This is a genomic window from Gilliamella sp. CG13 (assembly GCF_046635805.1).
GTDB lineage: Bacteria > Pseudomonadota > Gammaproteobacteria > Enterobacterales > Orbaceae > Gilliamella > Gilliamella apicola_I.
In genome coordinates this window covers 766,908-788,942 of the sequence record NZ_JBIDFM010000001.1, presented here as the reverse complement: position 1 = coordinate 788,942, position 22,035 = coordinate 766,908, and the positions used below count along the sequence as shown (strand labels likewise).

Here is a 22,035-nt window from a genome sequence, read left to right as displayed (position 1 = left end):
ACTCAGTTAGAATTTACCATGACGTGGTGACAGTAACACCACAATGCCATTTATTTTTACCATTTCCTCTTGAAATTTGACAACCGGTTTCAATGGTTCCACGACGACGACCACCGTTAACTAAATTTATCTCATTTTTCGGTAAGGTCATTTATTTGAGACCCATTGAGTTTAGGGGTGTATAGCATTTTTTTATATGAATAACAGTTTCTTATAATTAATGCGTAAATAAAACGTTAACAAAGTAAAATAAATGCTAATTTATTAAATTTTTAAAGTCAACGAAAATTTAAATTATTCGTTTATTTTTTAACATAGGTAAAAATTTAATTTTCAATCGTAGGAAATAATTATTTGAATTAGAAATGATATTATATTTTTGTATTTAATCAATATGTTAAATAGCTTTAAATGAGTTAAGAAAAATTAACTTCGTTATATGGTTTAATAATTTTTCTTATTTTTATATGAATTTAATCAGAAGGATATTTTAAGTAAATTTTTGCTGTCACCTTTTGTATAACTCCGTTTATCGGTTGTTGATTGTCATTGAATTACAATTCAAACAAGCTTTGCAGTGGTTCTTTAGCGAAATATTTTAGATAACCATTTGATTCTTTTAACTTGATGTAAAGTTAATTTCTGTTATCATTACTACCTGCCTTTACAAGGCAGTTTTAATATTTATAATTTCGAAAATGAAATATTCATTTTAGGATTAGTTTTTTACATTGAGGTATACATGAAAGCATTATCTATTATTGCATTAATCTTTGCAGCATTATCTATTTTTATTCCAGTTGGTGGTTTATGGATTGCTATGGGTTGTAGCATTTTAGCTTTGATCACATTTGTCCAATTCCCTACACTTTCAGGCGTTACATTCGGAATCAATATTATTAGTACTGCGTTTTTATCACCTTCATTATTACTAGCAAGTGCAGCTAATAATGGCGGAAATAGCGGTGTTTATTTTTTCTATGTAGGTTTCCATGTCATTTTAATGCTAATCGCATTCATTCTATTCTTTATATTCAAAAAGAAAAAAGCTACAGCTTAAACTTAAATAATTTTTGAATTAATCCATTTTTACTTAACCCAATCAGTCTAAGGATAATATTGGGTTATTTAAACTCGTTAAAAAAGAGGCTTGTCTGATAGGTCAATTTGGAATTTAAGACTGTTAGATAATATATTTAAAAAGCTATTCAACAGTCACCGATTTTGCCAAATTACGAGGTTGATCAACGTCTGTGCCTTTGATTAAAGCCACATGATACGCTAATAATTGAGTCGGTACGGTGTAGTAGATAGGTGCCGTTAACTCTTCAATATAAGGCAGGTTAAGGATATGCATTGTATCATCGCTTATAAATCCTGCATCTTGTTCGGCAAAAACATAAAGTTGACCGCCCCGAGCCCGAACTTCTTCAATATTTGATTTTAGCTTTTCTAGCATGTCGTTTGTGGGCGCCATCACGATGACGGGCATATCGGCATCAATAAGGGCTAAAGGCCCATGTTTTAATTCACCTGCTGCATAAGCTTCTGCATGGATATAAGAGATCTCCTTTAATTTTAATGATGCTTCCATGGCAATCGGGTATTGCTCGCCACGCCCTAAAAAGAGCGCATGATGTTTATTAACAAATTGTTCGGCCAGTTTTTTGATTTTCGGTTCCGCCATGAGTACTTGTTCAATACGATTGGGCAAGGTTTGGAGAGCATGGACAATTGCTTGTTCCGTACTTTGAGCCATTTGATTTAATCGGCCTAATTTTGCAACAAGTAGTAGTAATACAGTCAATTGAGTGGTAAATGCTTTCGTTGAAGCTACACCAATTTCAACTCCTGCTTTGGTTAATAATACCAGTTCGGCTTCACGTACTAATGTTGAAGCAGCGACATTACATATGGCTAAGGTGCTTAAATAGTGATTTTCTTTTGCTAACCTTAATGCGGCAAGTGTGTCAGCGGTTTCACCCGATTGAGATAGTGAAATGAATAAACTATTTTTACGCTTAGCAGGTTTACGATAGCGAAATTCTGAGGCTATTTCAATATCACAAGGAATCCCTGATAATGCCTCAAACCAATAGCGAGCAACCATACCAGCATTATACGCGGTACCGCAAGCAACAATTTGGATATGTTCAACTTGTTTCAGTATCGTATTAGATTGTTCGCCTAATTCAGATAAATTGACTTTGCCATGCTGTATACGACCTTCTAATGTATTTTTGATTGCATTAGGTTGTTCGTATATCTCTTTTTGCATGTAATGGTTATAGCCTGCTTTATTTCCAGCATCATATTTAACATCAGAGGAGACAAATGGGCGCTTAACTTGATTGTTATTTTTATCAAATATAGAAACGGTTTTGTGTGTAATCAGTGCAATATCACCTTCTTCTAAATAGATAAACTGATTGGTCACGGGTAATAAAGCAAGTTGATCTGAGGCAATAAAATGTTCAGCGATACCACAACCAATCACTAATGGGCTACCGGAACGAGCTGCCACAAGTTGGTCAGGGTTTCGTATATCCATAATTACGGTACCATAAGCTCCTCGTAGTAATGGTATGGCTTTTTTTACCGCATCAAATAATGAACAATTATCAGTTGAAACGATATCGTGAATTAAGTGGGCAATAACTTCCGTATCTGTTTCAGAGCGAAATTGATAGCCTTTAGCAATCAACTTTTCACGGAGTGGTTCATAGTTTTCAATAATACCATTATGAACAACAGCAATATAATCGGAAATATGGGGATGCGCATTGTGTTCTGTCGGTTCACCATGTGTAGCCCAACGTGTATGCGCAATGCCTATCGAGCCTTTTAATGGTTTGCTATCAAGTGCTTCTTTCAGTTTATTGACTTTTCCAACTCGCCTTACTCTTTGTAATTCACCTTGAGGCGATATAATGGCAAGACCAGCCGAATCATAACCCCGATACTCTAATCGTTTTAAGCCTTCTAACAGAATTTCTGCTACATCACGGTTAGCAATGGCACCGACAATTCCACACACAGTTTACTCCTCGCTATTTTGATTTGGTAGGTCGCTTCCAGCCACTAATTTGCCTTTGTTTAACACGACTTACCACAAGTTCATTGTCCCCCACGTTGCTAGTAACCGTTGTTCCTGCTGCAATGGTTGCGCCTTTCCCAATTTTCACAGGGGCAATTAACTGTGTATCAGAGCCAACAAAGACATCGTCTTCAATAATGGTTTCAAATTTGTTTGCACCATCATAATTACAAGTGATAGTGCCTGCACCGATATTAACGTTACTCCCTATTTCACTATCTCCAAGGTAACTTAAATGACCCGCTTTACTGGCTTTGCCTAAATGGGCTTTTTTAAGTTCAACAAAGTTGCCGACATGTGCCTTTTCATCGAGTTTTGAGCCTGGACGTAATCGAGCAAAAGGCCCTATCGTACATTGTTCAGCAATGATTGAATCTTCAATTATGCTATAAGGACTAATTTCACTATTATCGCCAATGATGCAGTTTTTTAAGATACATCCAGCACCGATAAAGACGTTATTCCCTAATTTGACATTGCCTTTGATGATGACGTTACAATCAATGGTGACATCCATACCATGTGAAAGAGTGCCTCGTAAGTCAAATCGCTCGGGATCAAGTAGAGTCACGCCTGCGTTAAGTAAACATTTTGCTTGTTGCTGTTGATAGTGGCGCTCTAGCGTGGCCAATTGTAGACGATTATTAACTCCCTCAACTTCAAATTGTTCAATAGGGTGAGCAGTAATAATGTCATATCCATCTTGATAAGCAAAATTGATAATATCAGTAAGATAGTACTCTTTTTGTGCATTATGATTGGTTAAACGAGATAACCAGTTTTTCAATAGTTTTCCTGTTACGATCATAATGCCCGTATTAATTTCATTAATTTTTTGCTGTTCTGGCGTGGCATCTTTTTGTTCAACAATGGCGGTCACTTTGCCATTATTACGCTCAATACGTCCATAACCAGTTGGATCATCCAGTTTAACGGTTAACAGTGCAATACCTTGTTTGGGTTTATTGTTAATTAAAGTTTGCAATGTTTGAACCGATATAAGTGGCGTATCACCATATAAAATCAAAATATCTTCTTCATCTTGAATATAAGGTATGGCTTGCTGGACTGCGTGTCCTGTTCCAAGTTGCTCAGCTTGAAAAACAAGATTTACAGATTGATTTTCCAGTGCCTTTTCAAGCTGATCTTTGCCATGTCCATAGATAATATTGATATAATGGGGATTAAGTTGTTGAACAGTATCAATAACATGTTGTAACATCGGTTTATCGCCGATTTTGTGTAAAACTTTAGGAAGGTTGGAATACATCCGTGTGCCTTTTCCTGCCGCCAAAATAATTGCACTCAGTTTTGGAGGTGAAATCGTCATATTCAGTTCCGGTCTGGTTAAATTAGCTTAATACTATAATCAAAGTTTTGCATGAAATCATCCCGAATTTGTTAATTTTTATCATAAAAAAAGTAATATTGATAATTAGTCGATATTTAAAATAAAGAGGCAATGTTATGACCACTGCTATTAAAGTCTTGTTACTTTATACTACGCACGAAAAACAAACACTCAAAATTATGGAGCGAATAAAAAATCGTTTGGGTCACAAGTGTGATTGTGACGTGATTGAGTTATTACCGGATACCAAAATCGATTTAACACCTTATCAAGCAGTGCTTCTTGGAAGTTCAATTCGTTATGGTTTTTACAGTAAAATAATGAAAAAATTTATTGATGCTCATTATCAGCAATTAAATCAAATAAAGTCTGGATTTTTTGGGGTGAATATGGTGGCAAGAAAGCCCAATAAAAATACCCCTGAAACCAATTTATATACCAGAAAGTTTTTAGCTAAAATATTATGGAAACCGACCATCAAAGCTGTCTTTGCCGGGGCACTTTATTATCCACAATATAATTGGTTTGACCGTAATATGATCCGTTTTATTATGTGGCTTGGAAAAGGTGATACCGATGTAAGTAAACCCATGATTGAATATACAGATTGGTCAAAAGTAGAAGAGTTTGCTGATCAGTTTTATGCCGAAGTGTGTTAATAATCTAATTTTTTGTAATATAATTTAAAAATTCTAAATGGTTATCAATTTATTGCACTCTTTTAAAGAAACTTTATGATATAGATCAACATTTGGATCAAAAAGGTGTACAATATTGCGCCTAAAGAATCTGTCTCCTAATTGGGATTTTAATTGTGATTGAAAATTTAAGAAACATAGCCATTATTGCTCACGTTGACCATGGTAAAACAACTTTGGTTGATAAATTGTTGAAACAGTCAGGTACACTTGATAATTTGCGTGGTGACGATAACGAGCGAATAATGGATTCAAATGCGCTTGAAAAAGAGCGTGGTATTACCATTTTAGCTAAAAACACAGCGATTGACTGGAATGGTTACCGTATAAATATTGTTGACACCCCAGGACATGCTGATTTTGGTGGTGAAGTTGAACGTGTTATGTCTATGGTGGATTCTGTGCTATTGCTGGTTGATGCAATGGACGGCCCAATGCCACAAACACGTTTTGTGACACAAAAAGCGTTTGCTCATGGTTTAAAACCAATCGTTGTTATTAATAAAGTTGACCGTCCGGGTGCGCGTCCTGATTGGGTTGTCGATCAAGTGTTTGACTTGTTTGTCAATTTAGGTGCGACTGATGAACAATTAGATTTTCCGATTGTTTATGCTTCAGCTTTAATGGGAATCGCAGGGCTTGACCATGAAAATATGGCTGAAGATATGACGCCATTATTCGAAGCGATTGTAAAATATGTTGAGCCACCGAAAGTTGATCTAGACGGCCCATTCCAAATGCAAATTTCACAACTTGATTATAATAATTATGTTGGCGTTATAGGCATTGGTCGCATTAAACGAGGTCGTGTAAAACCAAATCAACAAGTCACTATTATTGATAGTGAAGGGAATAAACGAACGGGTAAAGTAGGGCAAGTTTTAGGTCATTTAGGCTTGCAACGTTATGAAGCAGAAGTTGCTGAAGCTGGTGATATTATTGCTTTAACCGGATTAGGTGAGTTAGGTATTTCTGATACGATTTGTGATAATAGTTGTGTTGAAGCTTTACCTGCTTTAAGTGTTGATGAACCAACTGTAACGATGTTCTTTAATGTCAACAGTTCACCTTTTGCCGGTAAAGAAGGTAAATATGTCACTTCACGTCAAATTTTAGAACGTTTAAGAAAAGAACTCGTGCATAATGTTGCGCTTCGTGTAGAAGAAACGCCAGATCCGGATGCATTTAGAGTATCTGGTCGAGGTGAATTGCATTTATCTGTATTAATCGAAAATATGCGTCGTGAAGGTTATGAATTAGGGGTATCACGCCCTAAAGTTATTTATCGTGACATTGACGGTAAAAAACAAGAACCATTTGAACAAGTGACGCTTGATATTGAAGAGCAACATCAAGGTTCAGTGATGGAAGCACTTGGTTTACGTAAAGGCGATTTAACCAATATGTTACCTGATGGTAAAGGACGTGTACGTTTAGATTATGTGATTCCAAGCCGTGGTCTTATCGGTTTTAGAACTGAATTTATGACAATGACCTCGGGTACCGGTTTACTTTATTCTACATTCAGTCATTATGATGATGTGCGTCCGGGTGAAATTGGACAACGTAATAACGGGGTAATGATTTCGAACGGTACGGGTAAAGCATTAGCGTATGCGCTTTATAGCTTGCAAGATCGTGGTAAATTATTCTTAGGTCATGGTGCTGAAGTTTATGAAGGTCAAATTATTGGTATTCATACTCGATCAAATGATTTAACGGTTAACTGTTTAACAGGTAAAAAATTAACCAATATGCGTGCGTCAGGTACTGATGAAGCGACAACACTTTCACCACCTGTTAAGATGTCATTAGAACAAGCATTAGAGTTTATTGATGATGATGAATTAGTCGAAGTTACACCATTATCGATTCGTATTCGTAAACGTCATTTAACTGAAAATGATCGTAAACGAGCATTCAGAAGTGGCAATAAAGACTAATACATGTTTGATGTTAACCGAATGAATAATTGGTTGGCATAGAGTCTTAAATAAAAACCTCGCTACTTAGCGAGGTTTTTTTTGGCTTTTACTCTGGCAATCGCATCAGCAATTGACTGTTTACGATCGGTTTGATTGACCGATTTTTGAGTATTACTTGTTGGCACAGTGCGAGGAAATAATATTGTCGGTGGAACTAACTGATTGTGATTGAGCCGTTGCTGTTTTTTCTGCGTTAACTGTAACTCTTCTGCGTCACTTAGTCTCACGCCTAAAGTGCTTAAAGTAATACAGTCCGTTGGGCAGGTATTAATACAATTACTACATGCGGTACATAATTGTGGCAAAATGGAATGTAAAACTTGTTTACTGCCAACAATTGCATCGGTTGGACAAACGCGAATACATTTGCCACAGCCAATACAGTTTTGTTCATCTATAAATGCTTTATATTGTTGTTTGGTTTGCATAATCACTTCTTGCATTAGCTTAAACCTATAATATTACCATCTTTGTCAATATCAATTTGCCTATATGCTGGATTGGTACCAAGTCCAGGCATGGTCATGACGTTTCCTGCATAAACTCGAATAAAACCAGCACCAGCGGATATGGCTAGATGACTGATATCGACATCAAAGTTAGTAGGGACATTTTTTAAGTTGGCATCAGCACTAATTGACATAGGAGTTTTAGCAATACAAAGTGGCAGATGATCCAGTTTCAATGCTTCGATCTCTTTAATGTTTTCCAATGCTTTAGCGGATAAGTTTGCTTTATTAGCACCATATTTTTTTACCATAGTTTGAATCTTATCAATCAATGGCATGTTATCTGGGTAGGGCAATTGAATTTTACTCGGCATAGCGCAAGCTTTGATAACATGCTCAGCCAGTTTTTCAGCACCTTTACCACCTTGTGTAAAGACTTCACTAATTTCACACGCCAATGCGCCATGTTCAACCGCGTATTTTTGTAAGAAAGCAAGTTCTTTTTCGCTATCATGTGGAAAGCGATTTATAGCTACAATGACTTGTAAACCATAACTTTTGGCATTATTAATATGCCATGCCAAGTTAGCTGCACCAATTTCAAGTAATTCAACATTAGATTCCGATATCTCTTTTGGAATGGGTTGACCCGGTTTAATGTTATATTTACCACTGTTAGATTTTAAACTTCGTACAGTCGCTACCAATACAACACAATCGGCTTTGATTCCTGCTTGGCGATATTTGATATTGAAGAATTTTTCCATCCCCATATCCGATCCAAATCCTGCTTCAGTCACCACATAGTCAGCAAGTTTTAATGCAATGCGATCCGCAATAACAGAAGAGTTACCATGCGCAATATTAGCAAAAGGCCCGGCATGAATTAAAACCGGTGTATTTTCGACAGTTTGCATCAGATTTGGGTTAATGGCATTTTTAAGTAATACTGTCATTGCACCTGCAACTTCAAGTTGCTCAGCCGTTATTGGTTCGCCATTAGTATTATAAGCTAAAATAATACGTCCAATGCGTTCACGCATATCTTGTAAATCCGAAGCTAAAGCTAAAATTGCCATAAGCTCAGAAGCAGCGGTAATTTCAAATCCATCTTGACGTTCAACGCCATTTACACCGCCACCGACGCCAACAGTAATTTTACGTAATGCTCGATCGTTATGATCAATGACGCGTTTCCAAACAATGCGATGAATATCAATATTTAAACGAGGTAATCCCGTTTCGTTTGTGAATTCATCACCAAGACGATCTTCGTGATAAAGTCGTGAATCTAATGCTGCCGATGCTAAATCATGCGCTGCTGTTATCGCATGGATGTCACCCGTTAAATGTAAATTTAATGTCTCCATCGGTAATACTTCGGCTTGCCCACCACCGGCTGCGCCACCTTTTACACCAAATACCGGTCCAAGACTGGGTTGACGAATGCAAGCAATCGCTTTTTTGCCTAAGTAATTCAATCCTTCACTTAGCCCAATGGTATTGACCGTTTTACCTTCTCCAAGGGGAGTTGGCGTTATAGCAGTAACAAGTACCAATTTGCCTGTTGTTTTGTTTTGATTTTCTTTGATAATGGATAAATCGATCTTGGCTACATGTTTACCATAAGGAAGGACAAATTCTTCAGGTATATTACAGTGATTGGCAATTTCGGTAATTGGGCGTAAAGACATATTCGTTCTCATATAACAATAAATTGGGCTAACAGTATAAATAATTTGAATTGCCGAATAAAGCGACAATTTTTATCTTTGTTGATTTTCGGCACAATCCTCAATTATATTGTTATAATAAATAAAATATTCAATCAAAGGATAATTATTAAATGAATTGGTTTTCAGTATATTCTCTTTTCTTAGCTGAAACAGCTACTGTTGTTGTTGCAATTTTAGCCGTGCTGATCTTCATATTAAGTCAGCGTCGCAAATCGGCAACGATTGCTGGTCGCTTATCGGTAAAAGATGTCAGTCAAGAGTATGAACAAGTTAAAGATGAAATGTTAATGTCGAGCATGGACGAGCTCGAAGCTAAGCAGTTTATGAAAGATCTCAAAAAACAGAAAAAGCTTGAGAAGAAACAGGCAAAATTAGCAGCTAAGCAAAAAAAGAAACAGGAAAAAGCGGGCGAACAGCCTAAAGCAGGGATCTCCGAAGATTCGTCTGATTCACAGACCATTAACCAAACGGACGAAAAGACCAAACCCAAACTATTTGTGTTATCTTTTAATGGTAGTATGGATGCGCACGAAGTTGAAGAATTACGTCAAGAAATTACGGCGGTATTAGCGATTATTAAACTTGAAGATGAAGTTGTGATTAAACTTGAAAGTCCTGGTGGTGTTGTACATGGTTATGGATTAGCTGCGTCACAGTTATTACGTTTCAGAACTCGTAATATTTCTTTTACTGCTGTCGTTGATAAAGTGGCTGCGAGTGGTGGATATATGATGGCATGTACTGCCAATAAAATTGTTGCAGCACCTTTTGCTATCGTTGGTTCGATTGGCGTGGTTGCTCAGATTCCTAACTTTAATCGCTTACTTAAAAAGCATGATGTGGATATTGAGTTACAAACAGCAGGGGAGTATAAACGGACGTTAACTATGTTTGGTGAAAACACTGATGAAGGTCGCCAAAAATTCAAACAAGAACTTGAAGAAACTCATCTGTTATTTAAAGATTTTGTTAAAGAGTATCGTCCCAATATCGATATCGATCAAGTGGCAACGGGTGAACACTGGTTTGCAACACAAGCAAAAGATAAAGGCTTGGTGGATGAAATCAGTACCAGTGATGATTTTATTTTATCTCACTTGGATTCGCATAAGATTATTTCTGTCAGTTATCAACGTAGACAAAAACTTTCTGAGAAAATCTCAAAAAATGTGGTAAAAAGCGTTGAAAGATTGTTTTTCAGGCAAGGAAATGGCCTGTAATGCCCTTTTTATTCGCCTGAAACTGAGTATTAATTACTTCCCCCTAGAAAATAACAACTGTAATTAAGTTATACAGTTGTTATTTTTAAAAAAACTAGATACGTTTAATAATAATTGAAGTGTTGATACCGCCAAAAGCAAAATTATTGGTTTGCATATATTCAATATCCAAATTTCGACCTGAACCGACAATATAATCCAAGTCACCACAAGCAGGATCGACATTTTCAAGGTTAATAGTTGGGTTGAACCAACCACTATGCATCATTTCGACAGATAACCAAGCTTCAATTGCACCACAAGCCCCAAGTGTATGTCCAAAATAGCTTTTTAATGACGATATTGGGGTTTGGTTACCATAGATATTGGCAACAGCATTACTTTCGGCTATATCACCTCTGGCGGTAGCTGTACCGTGAGCACTAATGTAACCAATTTGTTTAGGATCTAATCTTGCTTGTTGTAAAGCTTGTTCCATACAGATTTGAATGGTTTCTTGGCGTGGTTGTGTGATATGACTAGCATCGCAATTGGTTTTAAAACTGATAATTTCACCATATATTTTAGCACCTCGGGCTTTGGCATGTTCATACTCTTCCAGTATAAGTACACCGGCTCCTTCACCAATAACCAGTCCGTCTCTATCCCGATCATAAGGTCGTGGTGATTTTTCTGGTTGATCGTTTAATTGGCTTGTTGCGAATAAAGTATCAAATACAGCAGCTTCGGAAGGGCATAACTCTTCAGCGCCTCCAGCAACCATAATAGTTTGCATCCCGTATTTAATGGCTTCATAAGCATATCCAATAGCTTGGCTTCCAGAAGTACAAGCACTCGAGGTTGTTATCAATCTACCTTTTAATCCAAAAAATAAGCCAGTGTTTACCGCTGTTGTATGTGGCATCATTTGTATATAGGTGGTCGCCGTTATGTTGTTAGTATGTTTTTCGTTTAACATAGTTGCAAATTCAGCAACCGGCTGAGTGCTTCCTGTTGAAGAACCAAAAGCGATACCTGTTTCACCATTCGTTAGGATTGGATCATCTAATAATCCTGCTTTTTCTAACGCTAGTTCTGTTGCTTTGGTCGACAGTAATGATACTCTACCCATAGAGCGAGTTTTTTTACGGGTATAATGTTCTGGCAAGGTAAAATTGTCGATAGGGGCACCCAATTTTGTGTGTAGTCCGTCATAAATTTCCCATTCAGGCATATATCTGACGGCATTATTTAATTGCTTTAAATTTGTTTGTACACTTAACCAGTCATTGCCAAATGCCGTGACACCACCCATACCTGTTATAACGACTCTTTTGGTCATATCATTCCTCCATTGATTGAAATGACTTGGCGTGTGATATATCCTGCTAAATCTGACATTAAATAGCTGGCAAGCCCCGCAACTTCTTCAACCTGTCCCATTCGTTTTAATGGAATCATTTTCATTGCTTCTTGCAGTGCAATGGGCTCCATATCTAATATGCCAGTATCAATTAATCCCGGAGCAATACAATTAACAGTGATTTTTCGTTTAGCCAGTTCAAGTGCTAATGCTTTACTTGCGCCGATTACCCCCGCTTTTGCTGCGCTATAATTAACTTGCCCTCGATTGCCTGCTATGCCAGAGACAGATGAGATAACAATAATACGCCCGCCACGGCGTAGTCCAATCATTGGCATAATACAAGGATGAAGAACATTATAAAAACTGTCGAGATCTGTATGAATAACATCTTTCCAATCATTTTCTGTTAGTGCAGGGAAGGCGCCATCTCGTATGATTCCTGCATTGTTCACAACACCATAATAGGCGCCGTTAAGTGCAATATCTTGCTCAATCGTTTGTTGACATTGCGAATGGTTACTGACATCAAATTGTATTAAACGTGCTTTACCACCCAATTTTTCAATGGTAGCTAGAGTATCAAGTGCGCCTTGCTTATCACTGTGGTAATGAACGGCGATAGTGAAACCATCTTGTGAAAGTTTGTAAGCAATCGCTTGACCAATTCCTTTACTTGCCCCAGTGACAAGTACTGTTCTTTCCATTATTGTTCTTCTCCTATCCAAATCGCTGTTGACCAAATAAATTGTCTAATTCGCATTCATCTGGTTCATAAACATTTAATTTTCCGGTTGTAACGATTTCTTGATTGATCATAATTTTGCATTCAAAATTAGCCAATTTGGCATCATTAAGTACCAAATTTGCATGAATCATTAAATGACTATTGCATGGAAAGGCGTTTAACGTACTTTTAATTGCGCGTCCGCCTAATAACATACCAAGTGTGGGTTTTTTATCACTCACCATGCCATGATAACCATTCCATACACCTATAGTTTGAGCCATTAACTCAACGGCATAAAAATTTGGTAACGTATCATCTTCATTTAAAAAAGGGGATAGTATGCCTTGTTTATTTACCTCAACACTGCAAATGCATTGCTGTGCATCAACAAAGTGAACCTTTTCAATCATGACCATTGGTTTTTCGTGTGGTAAATAATAACTTGCTAAATGATATTGCATTAAACTTTTCCAATTATAAGTGATGTATTATTGCCTCCAAATGCAAAAGAATTTGACATTATAATAGGTTTTTTTAACATCATTTCTTGAGTAACTATGTTGATTTTATCCAGATTTTCATCATATTGCGATATTGAAAAATCTTGTTTAGGTAGATAAATATTTTGTTCAAGTAATAAATAACTAATAGCTAATTCGGTGGCAGCCGCACTACCTAAAGTATGCCCGGTCAGATGTTTTGTTGAGCTACAGGGTGGTAATGTTTGATTAAATAATCGGTAGACTGCTTTACTTTCAGCGATATCATTCAATATGGTTGCTGTACCATGTAAATTAATATAACCAATTTGGCTTGGTTGCAATTTTGCATCATTAAGAGCTAATTGCATCGCTTGTTCAGCGCCAATGCCTTCGGGATGAGGTGAAGATATATGATAAGCATCGGAGGATTCGCCTGTACCTAAAACGGCAATGTTACTCGTTTCGGTTTTCGTTAATAAAAATATTGCGCCTGCTTCACCAATATTTATTCCGTTACGATTTTGGGCAAAAGGCATACAAGGATTTTCTGATAGAGCTTCTAGGGCATTAAAACCATTAATAGGCATTCTGCCAAGACTATCTGCACCGCCCACTATTGCAGCATCAACAATACCTGCTTCAATAAGTCGTTTACCACTGATAATTGCTCTGGCGCTCGACGTACAAGCAGTTGATATGGTATAGCTTGGGCCTTGTAATTTTAGTAAAGCCTTAAGGAAGGAAGACGGATCCCCCAACTCTTGTTGATTGTAGGTAAATAAGTTTTGTTGATTATTATTGGTTAAACAATGTTTAATATAAATATCACCTTCATGAATTCCTGATGTGCTGGTTCCCATTATGATAGCAACACGTTGAGTACCGTATTTTTCGATAGTTTGATGAATTTCATGCTGAATTTGTAAATAAGCTGCATACAATAATTGATTATTGCGCGTTCCATATTGGGATAAATGTTCTGGAATATCAGGCAAGTTGTCTTTCACTTTGCCTAACCAGGTTTTTTTACCATTTAATAACCAGTGATTTTCTTCAACCAGACAGTGTCTGGCGCCAGATTTTTCTGTTAAATTTTGTTTTATCTCTGTAAGGTTATTACCTAAAGCATTAATTGCACCAAGTGCCGCTATATATATCATTTAGCTGTATCCATACTTTGTATAATAATTTGATATCCAAATATTTGATGTTCAATTCGGATCGGTTTGCGGATCTGATCAGACAGTTTTTCTTGATAAGTTATGGTCAGTATAGGTTCATTTTTATCATCTGATAAGATTCGGTTAAATTCATTATCAACCAGAATCCAACCTTTCGGTAATGAAGATTGCCACTCTTTGGTTGGTAAAATGCTAAACAAAATATCTGATAGAACTTGCTCTGGAGGAGGCAGTTCTTTAACAAAAATGTTCTGTTTAGTTTTAACATTTTTTCCGTCATATTCAAGTTCAAATAGCCGCACTCCTAATGCAGATAGTGCCACAACTTTCAATTGATTTTGATTCGCATCCACTAACGTAATAATTGAATTTTCGTGATTGTGGTATTTAAATTTAAGAAGTTGTTGGTCGTGATAAGGTTGATTAAATTTGGGCGATGGCAATTTGATATTAATTTGCTTAGTTAACCAAGCTTTTGGTTGTTCAGATTGATGTGCGCACGCTGAAATGAGTGTTGTTAGTGCTAAAATCAGTAAAACTAAATATTTCTTCATCCAAAAATTCCTGATATTTCTATTTATTTGTGTTTTATGTTTTATTTCTTATAACAAGTGGAGCAAATAAAAAAGCGCCAAATATGCCACTTGTTAAAACTAAACCAAATCCCATAATTGCACTAGTATGGCTAATAATGAGTAGACCAAACGATAATAATGTTGTTAAGGCAGCCAAAGTCACTGCCAATAGTGCACTTTGAGTTTGGCTTTTATCATTACTTAAAAATAGACTATAGTCGATACCGATGCCAATGACAAGAATCAGTGCTAACATTGAGAATAAATTTATTGTTTGCCCTATTATACCATGTACCGATAGCGCGATACCAATTGATAACAGTGTAGGTAATGTGCTTTTTAACGCAAATTTTAAACCTTGTTTGAAATTATAAAAAATAAAGCACAAACAAATAATTAATACGGCTCCAACCATTAATTGTGATAAATGGATTCGATAATGGGTAAACATGGTATTAAATTCTGAACGGCGATCTAACCAATAAATACCTTGATCTGGTTTGGATAACGCCTTAAGTTCACTTAATTGCTCAATACCACTAATGGGAATTAATGTTGCACTTTTCCCATCTTTTAATGATAACCAGAGTAACTTTCTACCTTGACTAATTGCACTTTGTTGCCATTGTTCGGGGGTGATAACATCAATAGGGTGCACAATGTTTGGTGTATTTGCATTAATTCCTAATTGTTGCAATGAAGCTAGGATTTTAGGGGCATTTTGCTGAATTAGCGCAACATTTTTTTGCTGTTTTTTAATAGAAGGCAAATTAATCGTTTGATATTGTGTAAATACGCCTTGTTGTTTTGCATGTTCTAATTGCGGGATAAAATTTTCAAGCCGCTGTAATGTTTGTTGAGCATTATCGCCAAAAACAATAAACCACTTTTGTTCGTTTGATTGGTGTGTAATACTCACTATCTGTTTTTCCTGTTGTTGTAGTTCGGCTGGCAAAGTTTGTAATTTACTAATATCATCATCAACTTTTAAATGTTTTAATCCATAAACAATAAAGATTAACGCAAAAATAACCATGCCCCATTGCATCACGCTCGATTGCCAAAGTTGAAGCCAAAATGTTAATAAATGTTGACCAACTTGTTCACGAACAGGTAATTTTTTAACTAAAAAAGGATACCAACATACGACTGTTAAAAATGCACCGGTTAACCCAAATACAGCAAAAACAGAAAGTTGTTTTAAACCAGGAAATGGGGCAATTAATAAAATAAGATAGGCAATAAAGCTGGTGCATAATGCAATGGACAATGTAGAAATTAATTTTTTTAAACTGCATATTGCTGATTCACGGTTGCCATGAAGCAAACGCTCGGTTAGATAATGCAAAGAATAGTCAATTGTGATGCCAATGATACTGGTACTCATGACAAGTGTCATAATATGAATTTCACCAAATATTGAGAGAACCGCAACTAATCCACAAATCATACCAATAAAAATTGATAACAATGAAAGAAAAACAGGTCTGACAGAGCGGAATACCGTAATCATTAATATAATAATGCCAATAATGGATAAACTGCCAATCGTGGTAATATCTGCTTTTGCCTCAGTACTTGCGTGATCACTATAGAACAGTACGCCCCGTTTTAAAATTTGAGTATCAGGCCACTTTGTTTTTAACTGTTCAGCTAACAAATTAAGTTGTGTCACCATTTGATGTGAAGCGTTCATATTAAACGATGAACCGTTTAATTCGGCATAAATCATATACCAAATGTCACCTTGTGCATCTTGGGCTGCTAGCCAATTATTTTTTATTGTTAAATGATGCGTGTCACTTAGTTGATTTAGTTGAGATGAACGGGTAAGTAATAAGGGATCGTGGTTAAGTTCGGCTGCACTAACACCACTAAATGGCGAATAAAGTTGGCTTTGAATCCAACTAAATTGAGTACCAGTTTTAAGTCGTTCAATGGTTTTTGCATCCAATAATTGATAACGATATTGATAAGTAAAAGTCCCCCAATTTTGCTGAAAATTTTCATCAATTAGCCCATTAACTTCAGCGATGAAAGACTGTTGTTTTAGATTTTGGTACCACCATGTTATGGGGGCTAAATTATGGGGATCTGTCGATTTGATTAACCAAACCAGTTGTTTATCAAGCCTGTCTTGAAATCCATTAATAAGTTCTGTCGGCACATCGTGAGTTTGTTCTTTCGGTAACAGTGATAGGACACTACTGTTAAGTTTGCTATTCAAAATAAGATAACCGAGCGCAAGCATTAAACCCATAACGACTAACAGCCACCAAAAAGCTCGTTTTTTTGATTTCATTGAATTATTTGAATAATGATAGTTCATGTTCTGTCAAATTAGCCGTTTGATGTTTTGAAAAAGTGATCACTGTTTTATCATGTTGCATATCATTGAGTGTTATCGTATTTAAATGTTTATGACCAGTCAGAATTATCTCTTTAAATATTTTGTTCAATGGCGCAAGTTTGGGGGTAAGGATAAGTGTCCATTGATGCTCTTGTTCTGACAAATTTATCATGAAGTTATTTTCTAACTTTTGTTTATCAGCAGTGAAAATAGCTGTTAGCAAATGGTTAAATTCGAATAATTGAGGTTGATTTTCAGCGGTAATAATTTGAGGCGTTTGATCATCGATGAGTTGCTCCATTCTTTGATTATTCATTTTCAAAGTCATCGTAAAGGGTGTTTGTTGTTGCCACCATAATCCCCATTTTTGGGATAAAATCATCTTTCCGGTTGAATGAAGCGGATTGGATAATCCATTTATATAACGATTTTGCGTAAAATCCGCTCGAATCACCTCATTTTTACTGAATTGGTGTTGCAGTTCATTAAGTGTGATAGCGTAAGTTAGGCTTGAAAAAAATATTGCAAGGGTAGTCAATAGGAGCGCAATAAATTTATTCATTTTTATAATCCAAATTGATTTAAGAAAATTTGAGGGGTGATAAAGCTCATTTCTTGTGTTGAAGCAGAAACGGCAACTTGTATGGTATAGCCTGATGTCATTTTTTTTTCGGTTTTAGCATCTAAAATGAGATAATTAATTTTTATCCGATGTTCGTATTCTACCAAGGTAGCAACGATTTTTAATGTTTGTTCTGCTATCGTCGGCGATATGTATTTTATTCGCGTATCAACAATCGGCCACAAATAGCCAGAGTCGATCATTTCTTGATAACCGTAATTAAATTTTTGGAATAGGGCTTCTCTTGCTTTTTCAAAAAATTTTAGATAATTACCATGCCATACCACTCCCATTGCATCTGTATCATGGAATGAAGTGGTATATTCAATTGTTACGCTGTGTTTCAAATCATTTTTCATTGCTTTTATTTCTTATATTTAATTTATTGGGATCGGGTTGACTGAATTGCCAAAAATCAAAGAAATTAAACCAGTCTAAAGGGGATAAAAGGCAGTAATATTCTAATCTTTTTGCATAGTTTTGAATGATCATTTCAAGTTCAGCTTGGCGATTTTTTCTTGATGTAATCAGTTTATCAGCAAAATGCTCTAAATAGACTTGATAACGCCCATTGGGTTTCAGCCCCCAAACTAAATAGACAGGGTAACCTAAAGCTGATGCCAAAACAAAACTACCTTTAGGAAATGGCGCTGGTTTACCCAAAAAATCAGCCCAGATTACGCTGTTTTCTTGAATTCTTTGGTGAGGATTGCTTGATGTTCTATCACCCACAATAGCGACCCATTCACCGGCTTCAAGCTTTTGTTTAAGTAAGATTGCTGTATCTGGCCCTAAACTATCAACTTCAATTAAATTAAAGGTTGAGGCTTGATTGACTTCTTTTAATACTTGGTTAAATCGTGCGGCATTTTTTTTTAACACTAATGCATTAATTTTTACATCATGTGAACATTCTGCAATGGCTCGGCACATTTCTATGTCACCGAGATGTGAGCAGATTAACACTATGCCTTGTTTTTCATTTATTAAATCGAAAAATATTTGTTTGCTGGATGAATAAATATCTTGAATGTTGATATCCCCTTGCCAGCTGGCTAATTTATCTAAGAGTGAATCGCCAAAACGCTGAAAATGCCGAAAAGAAGTCAGTTGTTTTTTATCAACTAACGGGACATTTTCATAAAATTGTTTAACTTGTTGCAAATAGTTTTTTGATGCTTGACGTTGTTTTTTTCCAGTTAACCAAAAATAACTTATAACCGGAAACATGATCGTTTTTGCTACTTTTTTGCCAAAAATTTGGTAAAGTTTGAGGATCAATTTGATTCCCCAAAGACCTTTTCTTTCTTCTATCTGTGACCAATGTGACGGTGAAGCCTTTTGGGATGTGTTTCGTTTAATTAATGTTGGGATACGTGGCAACATTCCAAAAACTAATCGGGTATGCATCCATGTGATGAGTAAATTATCTTTTAATGGTTTAAAGTGTGAAATCCCATTTTCAGGATAAGTGACTTGAGTAGGAACAAAAATCGATGGCATACCTTGCCAGTACAACCTCACCATAATATCTGTATCAAAATCCATTCTTTTTCCAATTTGATAATGCGCAATTAAATTACATGTTTGTTGCAAAGGATAGATACGTAATCCGCACATGCTATCTTTAATTGAAAATGATAAGGTTTCAACCCAGACCCAAAAATGAGTAATATATCGGGCAATGAGCCGATGTTTAGGAACAGAGCTATCATAAACAGGGCAACCCGAGATAAGTGCATACGGATTTGATTGTGACTGATGAATCAATTCGGCAATAATGTCGGTATCATGTTGTCCGTCTGCATCGATTTGTATCGCATAGGTATAGCCTTGATTTAAAGCATAATTGAACCCAGCCATAACCGCCGCTCCTTTACCTTGATTAATCGGTAAATGAATTAAGGTTACCCAAGTAAATTGGCTCGTGATTTGTTTAAGTTGCTGCGCTGCATCGGGGTCGCTACCATCATCGACTAAAATACAAGTTAATTGATAAGATTCAATGCGTTTAAGTACGTCTGATAGCGTTTGGCTATGATTATAACAAGGAATAACAAAGCAATAATCTGTTGCTGGATGTAATGACGCTACTGACATAAGGTTAGCTTTCCTGAACTAGCAACTTTATGACTATTATTGTTGGTAATAGTATAGTTAAATTCAAGTTTATTGGATTGTTTATGCCAAACTAAATTTAAAATAATAGGATCATTAGGCAAAACAGGGCATTGAAATTTGACAAGATCGATTGATATTAGATTAAATTTTCTACCAAAGATTTGATTAGCATAATAAATCGCCCAGTTTAGTTGAACAACGCCCGGTAATAATGGTTGAGACGGAAAGTGTCCTTTAAACCAGAAAAGATCATCTGGAACAGTAAATTCAATGCTTGCTTCAGTTTTAGTCAAATGATCTATTTCGCTAACATTGGTTATTATTTCATTTACATATTTTTTATTCATTATTCTTCTTTAACGCATTAAACAATGCTTTTAATTCAATGTAACTGGATTTTCCTTGAGAATTCTTAGGAAGAAACTCAACAAATCGCCATCTTTTGGGCATTTCAATTAATGATAATGTATCTTTCAATAAAAGTCGAAAATATTGTGTTAATTTTAAATGACTGTAGGTTTGCAAAAGTTTTTTATGGCTTGGCGTTAATTGAATAACGGCACCAAGTATTGTTCGATTATTTTGTTCTAATGGAATAATTATTACCTGTTCAACTTCGTTAAGTTGATTAATTTTATTTTCTATATGGGTAAGTGAAACTCGATTTTCAGAGATCTTAATTATTTTGTCTTTCCGTCCCGATAGATGAAAGTACTTATTACTGACTATTTTAATTTTATCATTCAGAACTTCAGGTTGATCTAATAATGGCGTGTATAAAATGGCTTGTTGCCAACGTTGATCATACTCAATTAGCATAGAAGAAAAAAGCGTCCATGGCGTATTCGGCTGGGTTTGTTGTCGAGTAGCGATAATACCGGTTTCACTTGAACCATAGATTTCATTTGGTAAAACGCCTAAATTTTCGAAACAAAATTGTGATTCTTGATAACTTAATTTACCTGCGGATGAAATCACTTTATCACAGTTTATCACGGGTAAATGATTATCTAACGTTTTAATAATCGATGGAGTTGTGATGTAAATAATACGTTTATTCTTGAATGTTGCCAAATGTTCTTGATAAAGCACGGGTTCACAAACAAAGGGTATTTTACAGCACAGTGATAACATGATTTTAAACGTTAATCCGTACATGTGTTCATGTGACACAGATGCAATGACAAGATCAGAAGTTGATTTTCCCCAATCTTTATTAAGTATTTCAATTTCATGTTGTAACTGATAAACCGATTTTTCAATAGGTTTTGGCAGACCCGTTGAGCCAGAGGTAAAGAGCGTTAATGTCTGTTGTTTAAAATCATAAGTTAATTGCTGTTTTTCATTGCAAAAATTTGCTAATGGTAATTGATTAATATTGATGATCTTCTTATCGATAAATTGACTGCTATTCAGCTCGTTATCGGTTAAAAGAGCGGTGTAGTATTGGTGCATCTCTTGATGAGATGGATTAAGGAGTAGAGGCTGTTTTCCTGAATAAAATAATGCCAATAATCCCGCTACGAAATTAAAACTATCATGCATTGATAATGCCCATAATTGGTTATTATCGTGTTTTAATGCATGGCAAATTTCGAATACTTTGGTTTTAAGATCCGCAACGGTTAAAGGTTGTTTGTGTCTAAATGCGATAACTTCTTGTTCTGATCGCAGTAACTGCTGTGATAATAGATTTAACGTTGAAATTTTTGACGGATTAGCCATTCCATTCCCATACAAATTCCGATTAAAAGGTAGCTAATTAAGCCATTATAAATTGTCCACCAATACATGTTTTCAAGTAAGCATGTTATTAAGGCGACAGAGCCATTAAAAATAAAAAATAGACTCCAAAAAATAGTCACATTACGTTTATAACGTATAGCCTGATCGGGTAATTGTGGATTGTTCATTCTGGCAAATTTTTCAATTATTGTTTGTGGTTGAGTTAATGAGTAACTAAATACAATAAAAAATATCAAATTAACGGCTACCGGATAAAACAGTAGGAGTTGATATTTTGAAAATAGCCAGCTAATTACGGTCAACAATAACCCAAAACATGTTACAACTATGCTTAGCCATTTAATATTTGA

21 protein-coding genes are annotated in these 22,035 nt (G+C 35.8%); 4 read left to right on the top strand and 17 right to left on the bottom strand.

The features are described from left to right. Nucleotides 1-13 precede the first annotated feature (13 nt). Entirely contained in the window at nt 14-151 is a 138-nt protein-coding gene (locus tag ACGH6R_RS03610) for a hypothetical protein (protein WP_411598925.1), read from the bottom strand. Nucleotides 152-742: 591 nt separating this feature from the next. Between ACGH6R_RS03610 and ACGH6R_RS03605 the strand changes: the two genes are divergently transcribed. Next, nucleotides 743-1,060 (top strand): hypothetical protein, encoded by a 318-nt coding sequence (locus ACGH6R_RS03605; RefSeq protein ID WP_267377941.1) that lies wholly within the window; start codon nt 743-745, stop codon nt 1,058-1,060. 144 nt (nt 1,061-1,204) lie between these two features. Here the strand turns inward: ACGH6R_RS03605 and glmS are convergent, their stop codons facing one another. Continuing rightward, nucleotides 1,205-3,037, bottom strand: coding sequence for a glutamine--fructose-6-phosphate transaminase (isomerizing) (glmS, locus tag ACGH6R_RS03600; RefSeq protein ID WP_411598924.1), 1,833 nt, complete (start codon nt 3,035-3,037; stop codon nt 1,205-1,207). 13 nt (nt 3,038-3,050) lie between these two features. Continuing rightward, nucleotides 3,051-4,427 carry a bifunctional UDP-N-acetylglucosamine diphosphorylase/glucosamine-1-phosphate N-acetyltransferase GlmU gene (gene glmU / locus ACGH6R_RS03595; RefSeq protein WP_411598923.1) on the bottom strand — a complete coding sequence of 459 codons (1,377 nt, stop codon included), beginning with the start codon at nt 4,425-4,427 and terminating at the stop codon, nt 3,051-3,053. Between the two features lie 137 nt (nt 4,428-4,564). Here glmU and hemG point away from each other — a divergent pair, with 137 nt between their 5' ends. Both hemG and typA read left to right on the top strand, forming a co-directional pair. Beyond that, nucleotides 4,565-5,107: a menaquinone-dependent protoporphyrinogen IX dehydrogenase gene (gene hemG / locus ACGH6R_RS03590; RefSeq protein ID WP_220216641.1), complete on the top strand. Its 543-nt coding sequence runs from the start codon at nt 4,565-4,567 to the stop codon at nt 5,105-5,107. 155 nt (nt 5,108-5,262) lie between these two features. After that, the gene (gene typA / locus ACGH6R_RS03585) at nt 5,263-7,089 is read left to right on the top strand and encodes a translational GTPase TypA (RefSeq protein ID WP_065559098.1); all 1,827 of its coding nucleotides are present in this window, start codon (nt 5,263-5,265) and stop codon (nt 7,087-7,089) included. Between the two features lie 62 nt (nt 7,090-7,151). Here the strand turns inward: typA and ACGH6R_RS03580 are convergent, their stop codons facing one another. After that, nucleotides 7,152-7,574 carry an RnfABCDGE type electron transport complex subunit B gene (locus ACGH6R_RS03580; RefSeq protein ID WP_411596925.1) on the bottom strand — a complete coding sequence of 141 codons (423 nt, stop codon included), beginning with the start codon at nt 7,572-7,574 and terminating at the stop codon, nt 7,152-7,154. Further along, nucleotides 7,574-9,274 (bottom strand): formate--tetrahydrofolate ligase, encoded by a 1,701-nt coding sequence (locus ACGH6R_RS03575; protein ID WP_411598922.1) that lies wholly within the window; start codon nt 9,272-9,274, stop codon nt 7,574-7,576. The genes ACGH6R_RS03580 and ACGH6R_RS03575 overlap by 1 nt, the downstream gene beginning before the upstream one ends. Nucleotides 9,275-9,426: 152 nt before the next feature. Between ACGH6R_RS03575 and sohB the strand changes: the two genes are divergently transcribed. Then, on the top strand, nt 9,427-10,536 hold the full coding sequence (gene sohB, locus ACGH6R_RS03570) for a protease SohB (RefSeq protein WP_411598921.1): 1,110 nt from the start codon (nt 9,427-9,429) through the stop codon (nt 10,534-10,536). A 94-nt stretch (nt 10,537-10,630) separates the two neighbouring features. Here sohB and ACGH6R_RS03565 read toward each other — a convergent pair whose 3' ends face one another. From ACGH6R_RS03565 to ACGH6R_RS03510, 12 genes are read right to left on the bottom strand one after another with little or no spacing between them, the layout of a single operon-like run. Next, nucleotides 10,631-11,857 (bottom strand): beta-ketoacyl-ACP synthase, encoded by a 1,227-nt coding sequence (locus tag ACGH6R_RS03565; protein ID WP_411598920.1) that lies wholly within the window; start codon nt 11,855-11,857, stop codon nt 10,631-10,633. Then, a complete protein-coding gene (locus ACGH6R_RS03560; RefSeq protein ID WP_267351656.1) occupies nt 11,854-12,585 on the bottom strand; it encodes a 3-ketoacyl-ACP reductase FabG2 in 732 nt (243 codons plus the stop codon). The genes ACGH6R_RS03565 and ACGH6R_RS03560 overlap by 4 nt, the downstream gene beginning before the upstream one ends. 13 nt (nt 12,586-12,598) lie before the next feature. Continuing rightward, nucleotides 12,599-13,069, bottom strand: a complete 471-nt coding sequence (locus tag ACGH6R_RS03555; protein WP_411598919.1) for a 3-hydroxy-fatty acyl-ACP dehydratase — start codon at nt 13,067-13,069, stop codon at nt 12,599-12,601. Next, the gene (locus tag ACGH6R_RS03550) at nt 13,069-14,250 is read right to left on the bottom strand and encodes a beta-ketoacyl-[acyl-carrier-protein] synthase family protein (RefSeq protein WP_411598918.1); all 1,182 of its coding nucleotides are present in this window, start codon (nt 14,248-14,250) and stop codon (nt 13,069-13,071) included. The genes ACGH6R_RS03555 and ACGH6R_RS03550 overlap by 1 nt, the downstream gene beginning before the upstream one ends. Next, entirely contained in the window at nt 14,247-14,825 is a 579-nt protein-coding gene (locus ACGH6R_RS03545; RefSeq protein ID WP_267351650.1) for a DUF3261 domain-containing protein, read from the bottom strand. Before ACGH6R_RS03545 ends, ACGH6R_RS03550 begins: the two co-directional genes overlap by 4 nt. Nucleotides 14,826-14,859: 34 nt before the next feature. Next, the gene (locus ACGH6R_RS03540; protein WP_411598917.1) at nt 14,860-17,148 is read right to left on the bottom strand and encodes an MMPL family transporter; all 2,289 of its coding nucleotides are present in this window, start codon (nt 17,146-17,148) and stop codon (nt 14,860-14,862) included. Between the two features lie 4 nt (nt 17,149-17,152). Continuing rightward, nucleotides 17,153-17,758, bottom strand: coding sequence for an outer membrane lipoprotein carrier protein LolA (locus ACGH6R_RS03535; RefSeq protein WP_411598916.1), 606 nt, complete (start codon nt 17,756-17,758; stop codon nt 17,153-17,155). Nucleotides 17,759-17,760: 2 nt separating this feature from the next. Then, complete coding sequence (locus ACGH6R_RS03530) at nt 17,761-18,177, bottom strand: acyl-CoA thioesterase (protein ID WP_065559108.1); 417 nt, start codon at nt 18,175-18,177, stop codon at nt 17,761-17,763. Further along, complete coding sequence (locus ACGH6R_RS03525) at nt 18,167-19,918, bottom strand: glycosyltransferase family 2 protein (protein WP_411598915.1); 1,752 nt, start codon at nt 19,916-19,918, stop codon at nt 18,167-18,169. Before ACGH6R_RS03525 ends, ACGH6R_RS03530 begins: the two co-directional genes overlap by 11 nt. Beyond that, entirely contained in the window at nt 19,909-20,286 is a 378-nt protein-coding gene (locus tag ACGH6R_RS03520; RefSeq protein WP_411598914.1) for a 3-hydroxyacyl-ACP dehydratase FabZ family protein, read from the bottom strand. Before ACGH6R_RS03520 ends, ACGH6R_RS03525 begins: the two co-directional genes overlap by 10 nt. Continuing rightward, the gene (locus ACGH6R_RS03515; protein ID WP_411598913.1) at nt 20,279-21,664 is read right to left on the bottom strand and encodes an AMP-binding protein; all 1,386 of its coding nucleotides are present in this window, start codon (nt 21,662-21,664) and stop codon (nt 20,279-20,281) included. The genes ACGH6R_RS03520 and ACGH6R_RS03515 overlap by 8 nt, the downstream gene beginning before the upstream one ends. Next, nucleotides 21,634-21,987, bottom strand: coding sequence for a hypothetical protein (locus ACGH6R_RS03510; RefSeq protein ID WP_267351637.1), 354 nt, complete (start codon nt 21,985-21,987; stop codon nt 21,634-21,636). Before ACGH6R_RS03510 ends, ACGH6R_RS03515 begins: the two co-directional genes overlap by 31 nt. Nucleotides 21,988-22,035 lie beyond the last annotated feature (48 nt).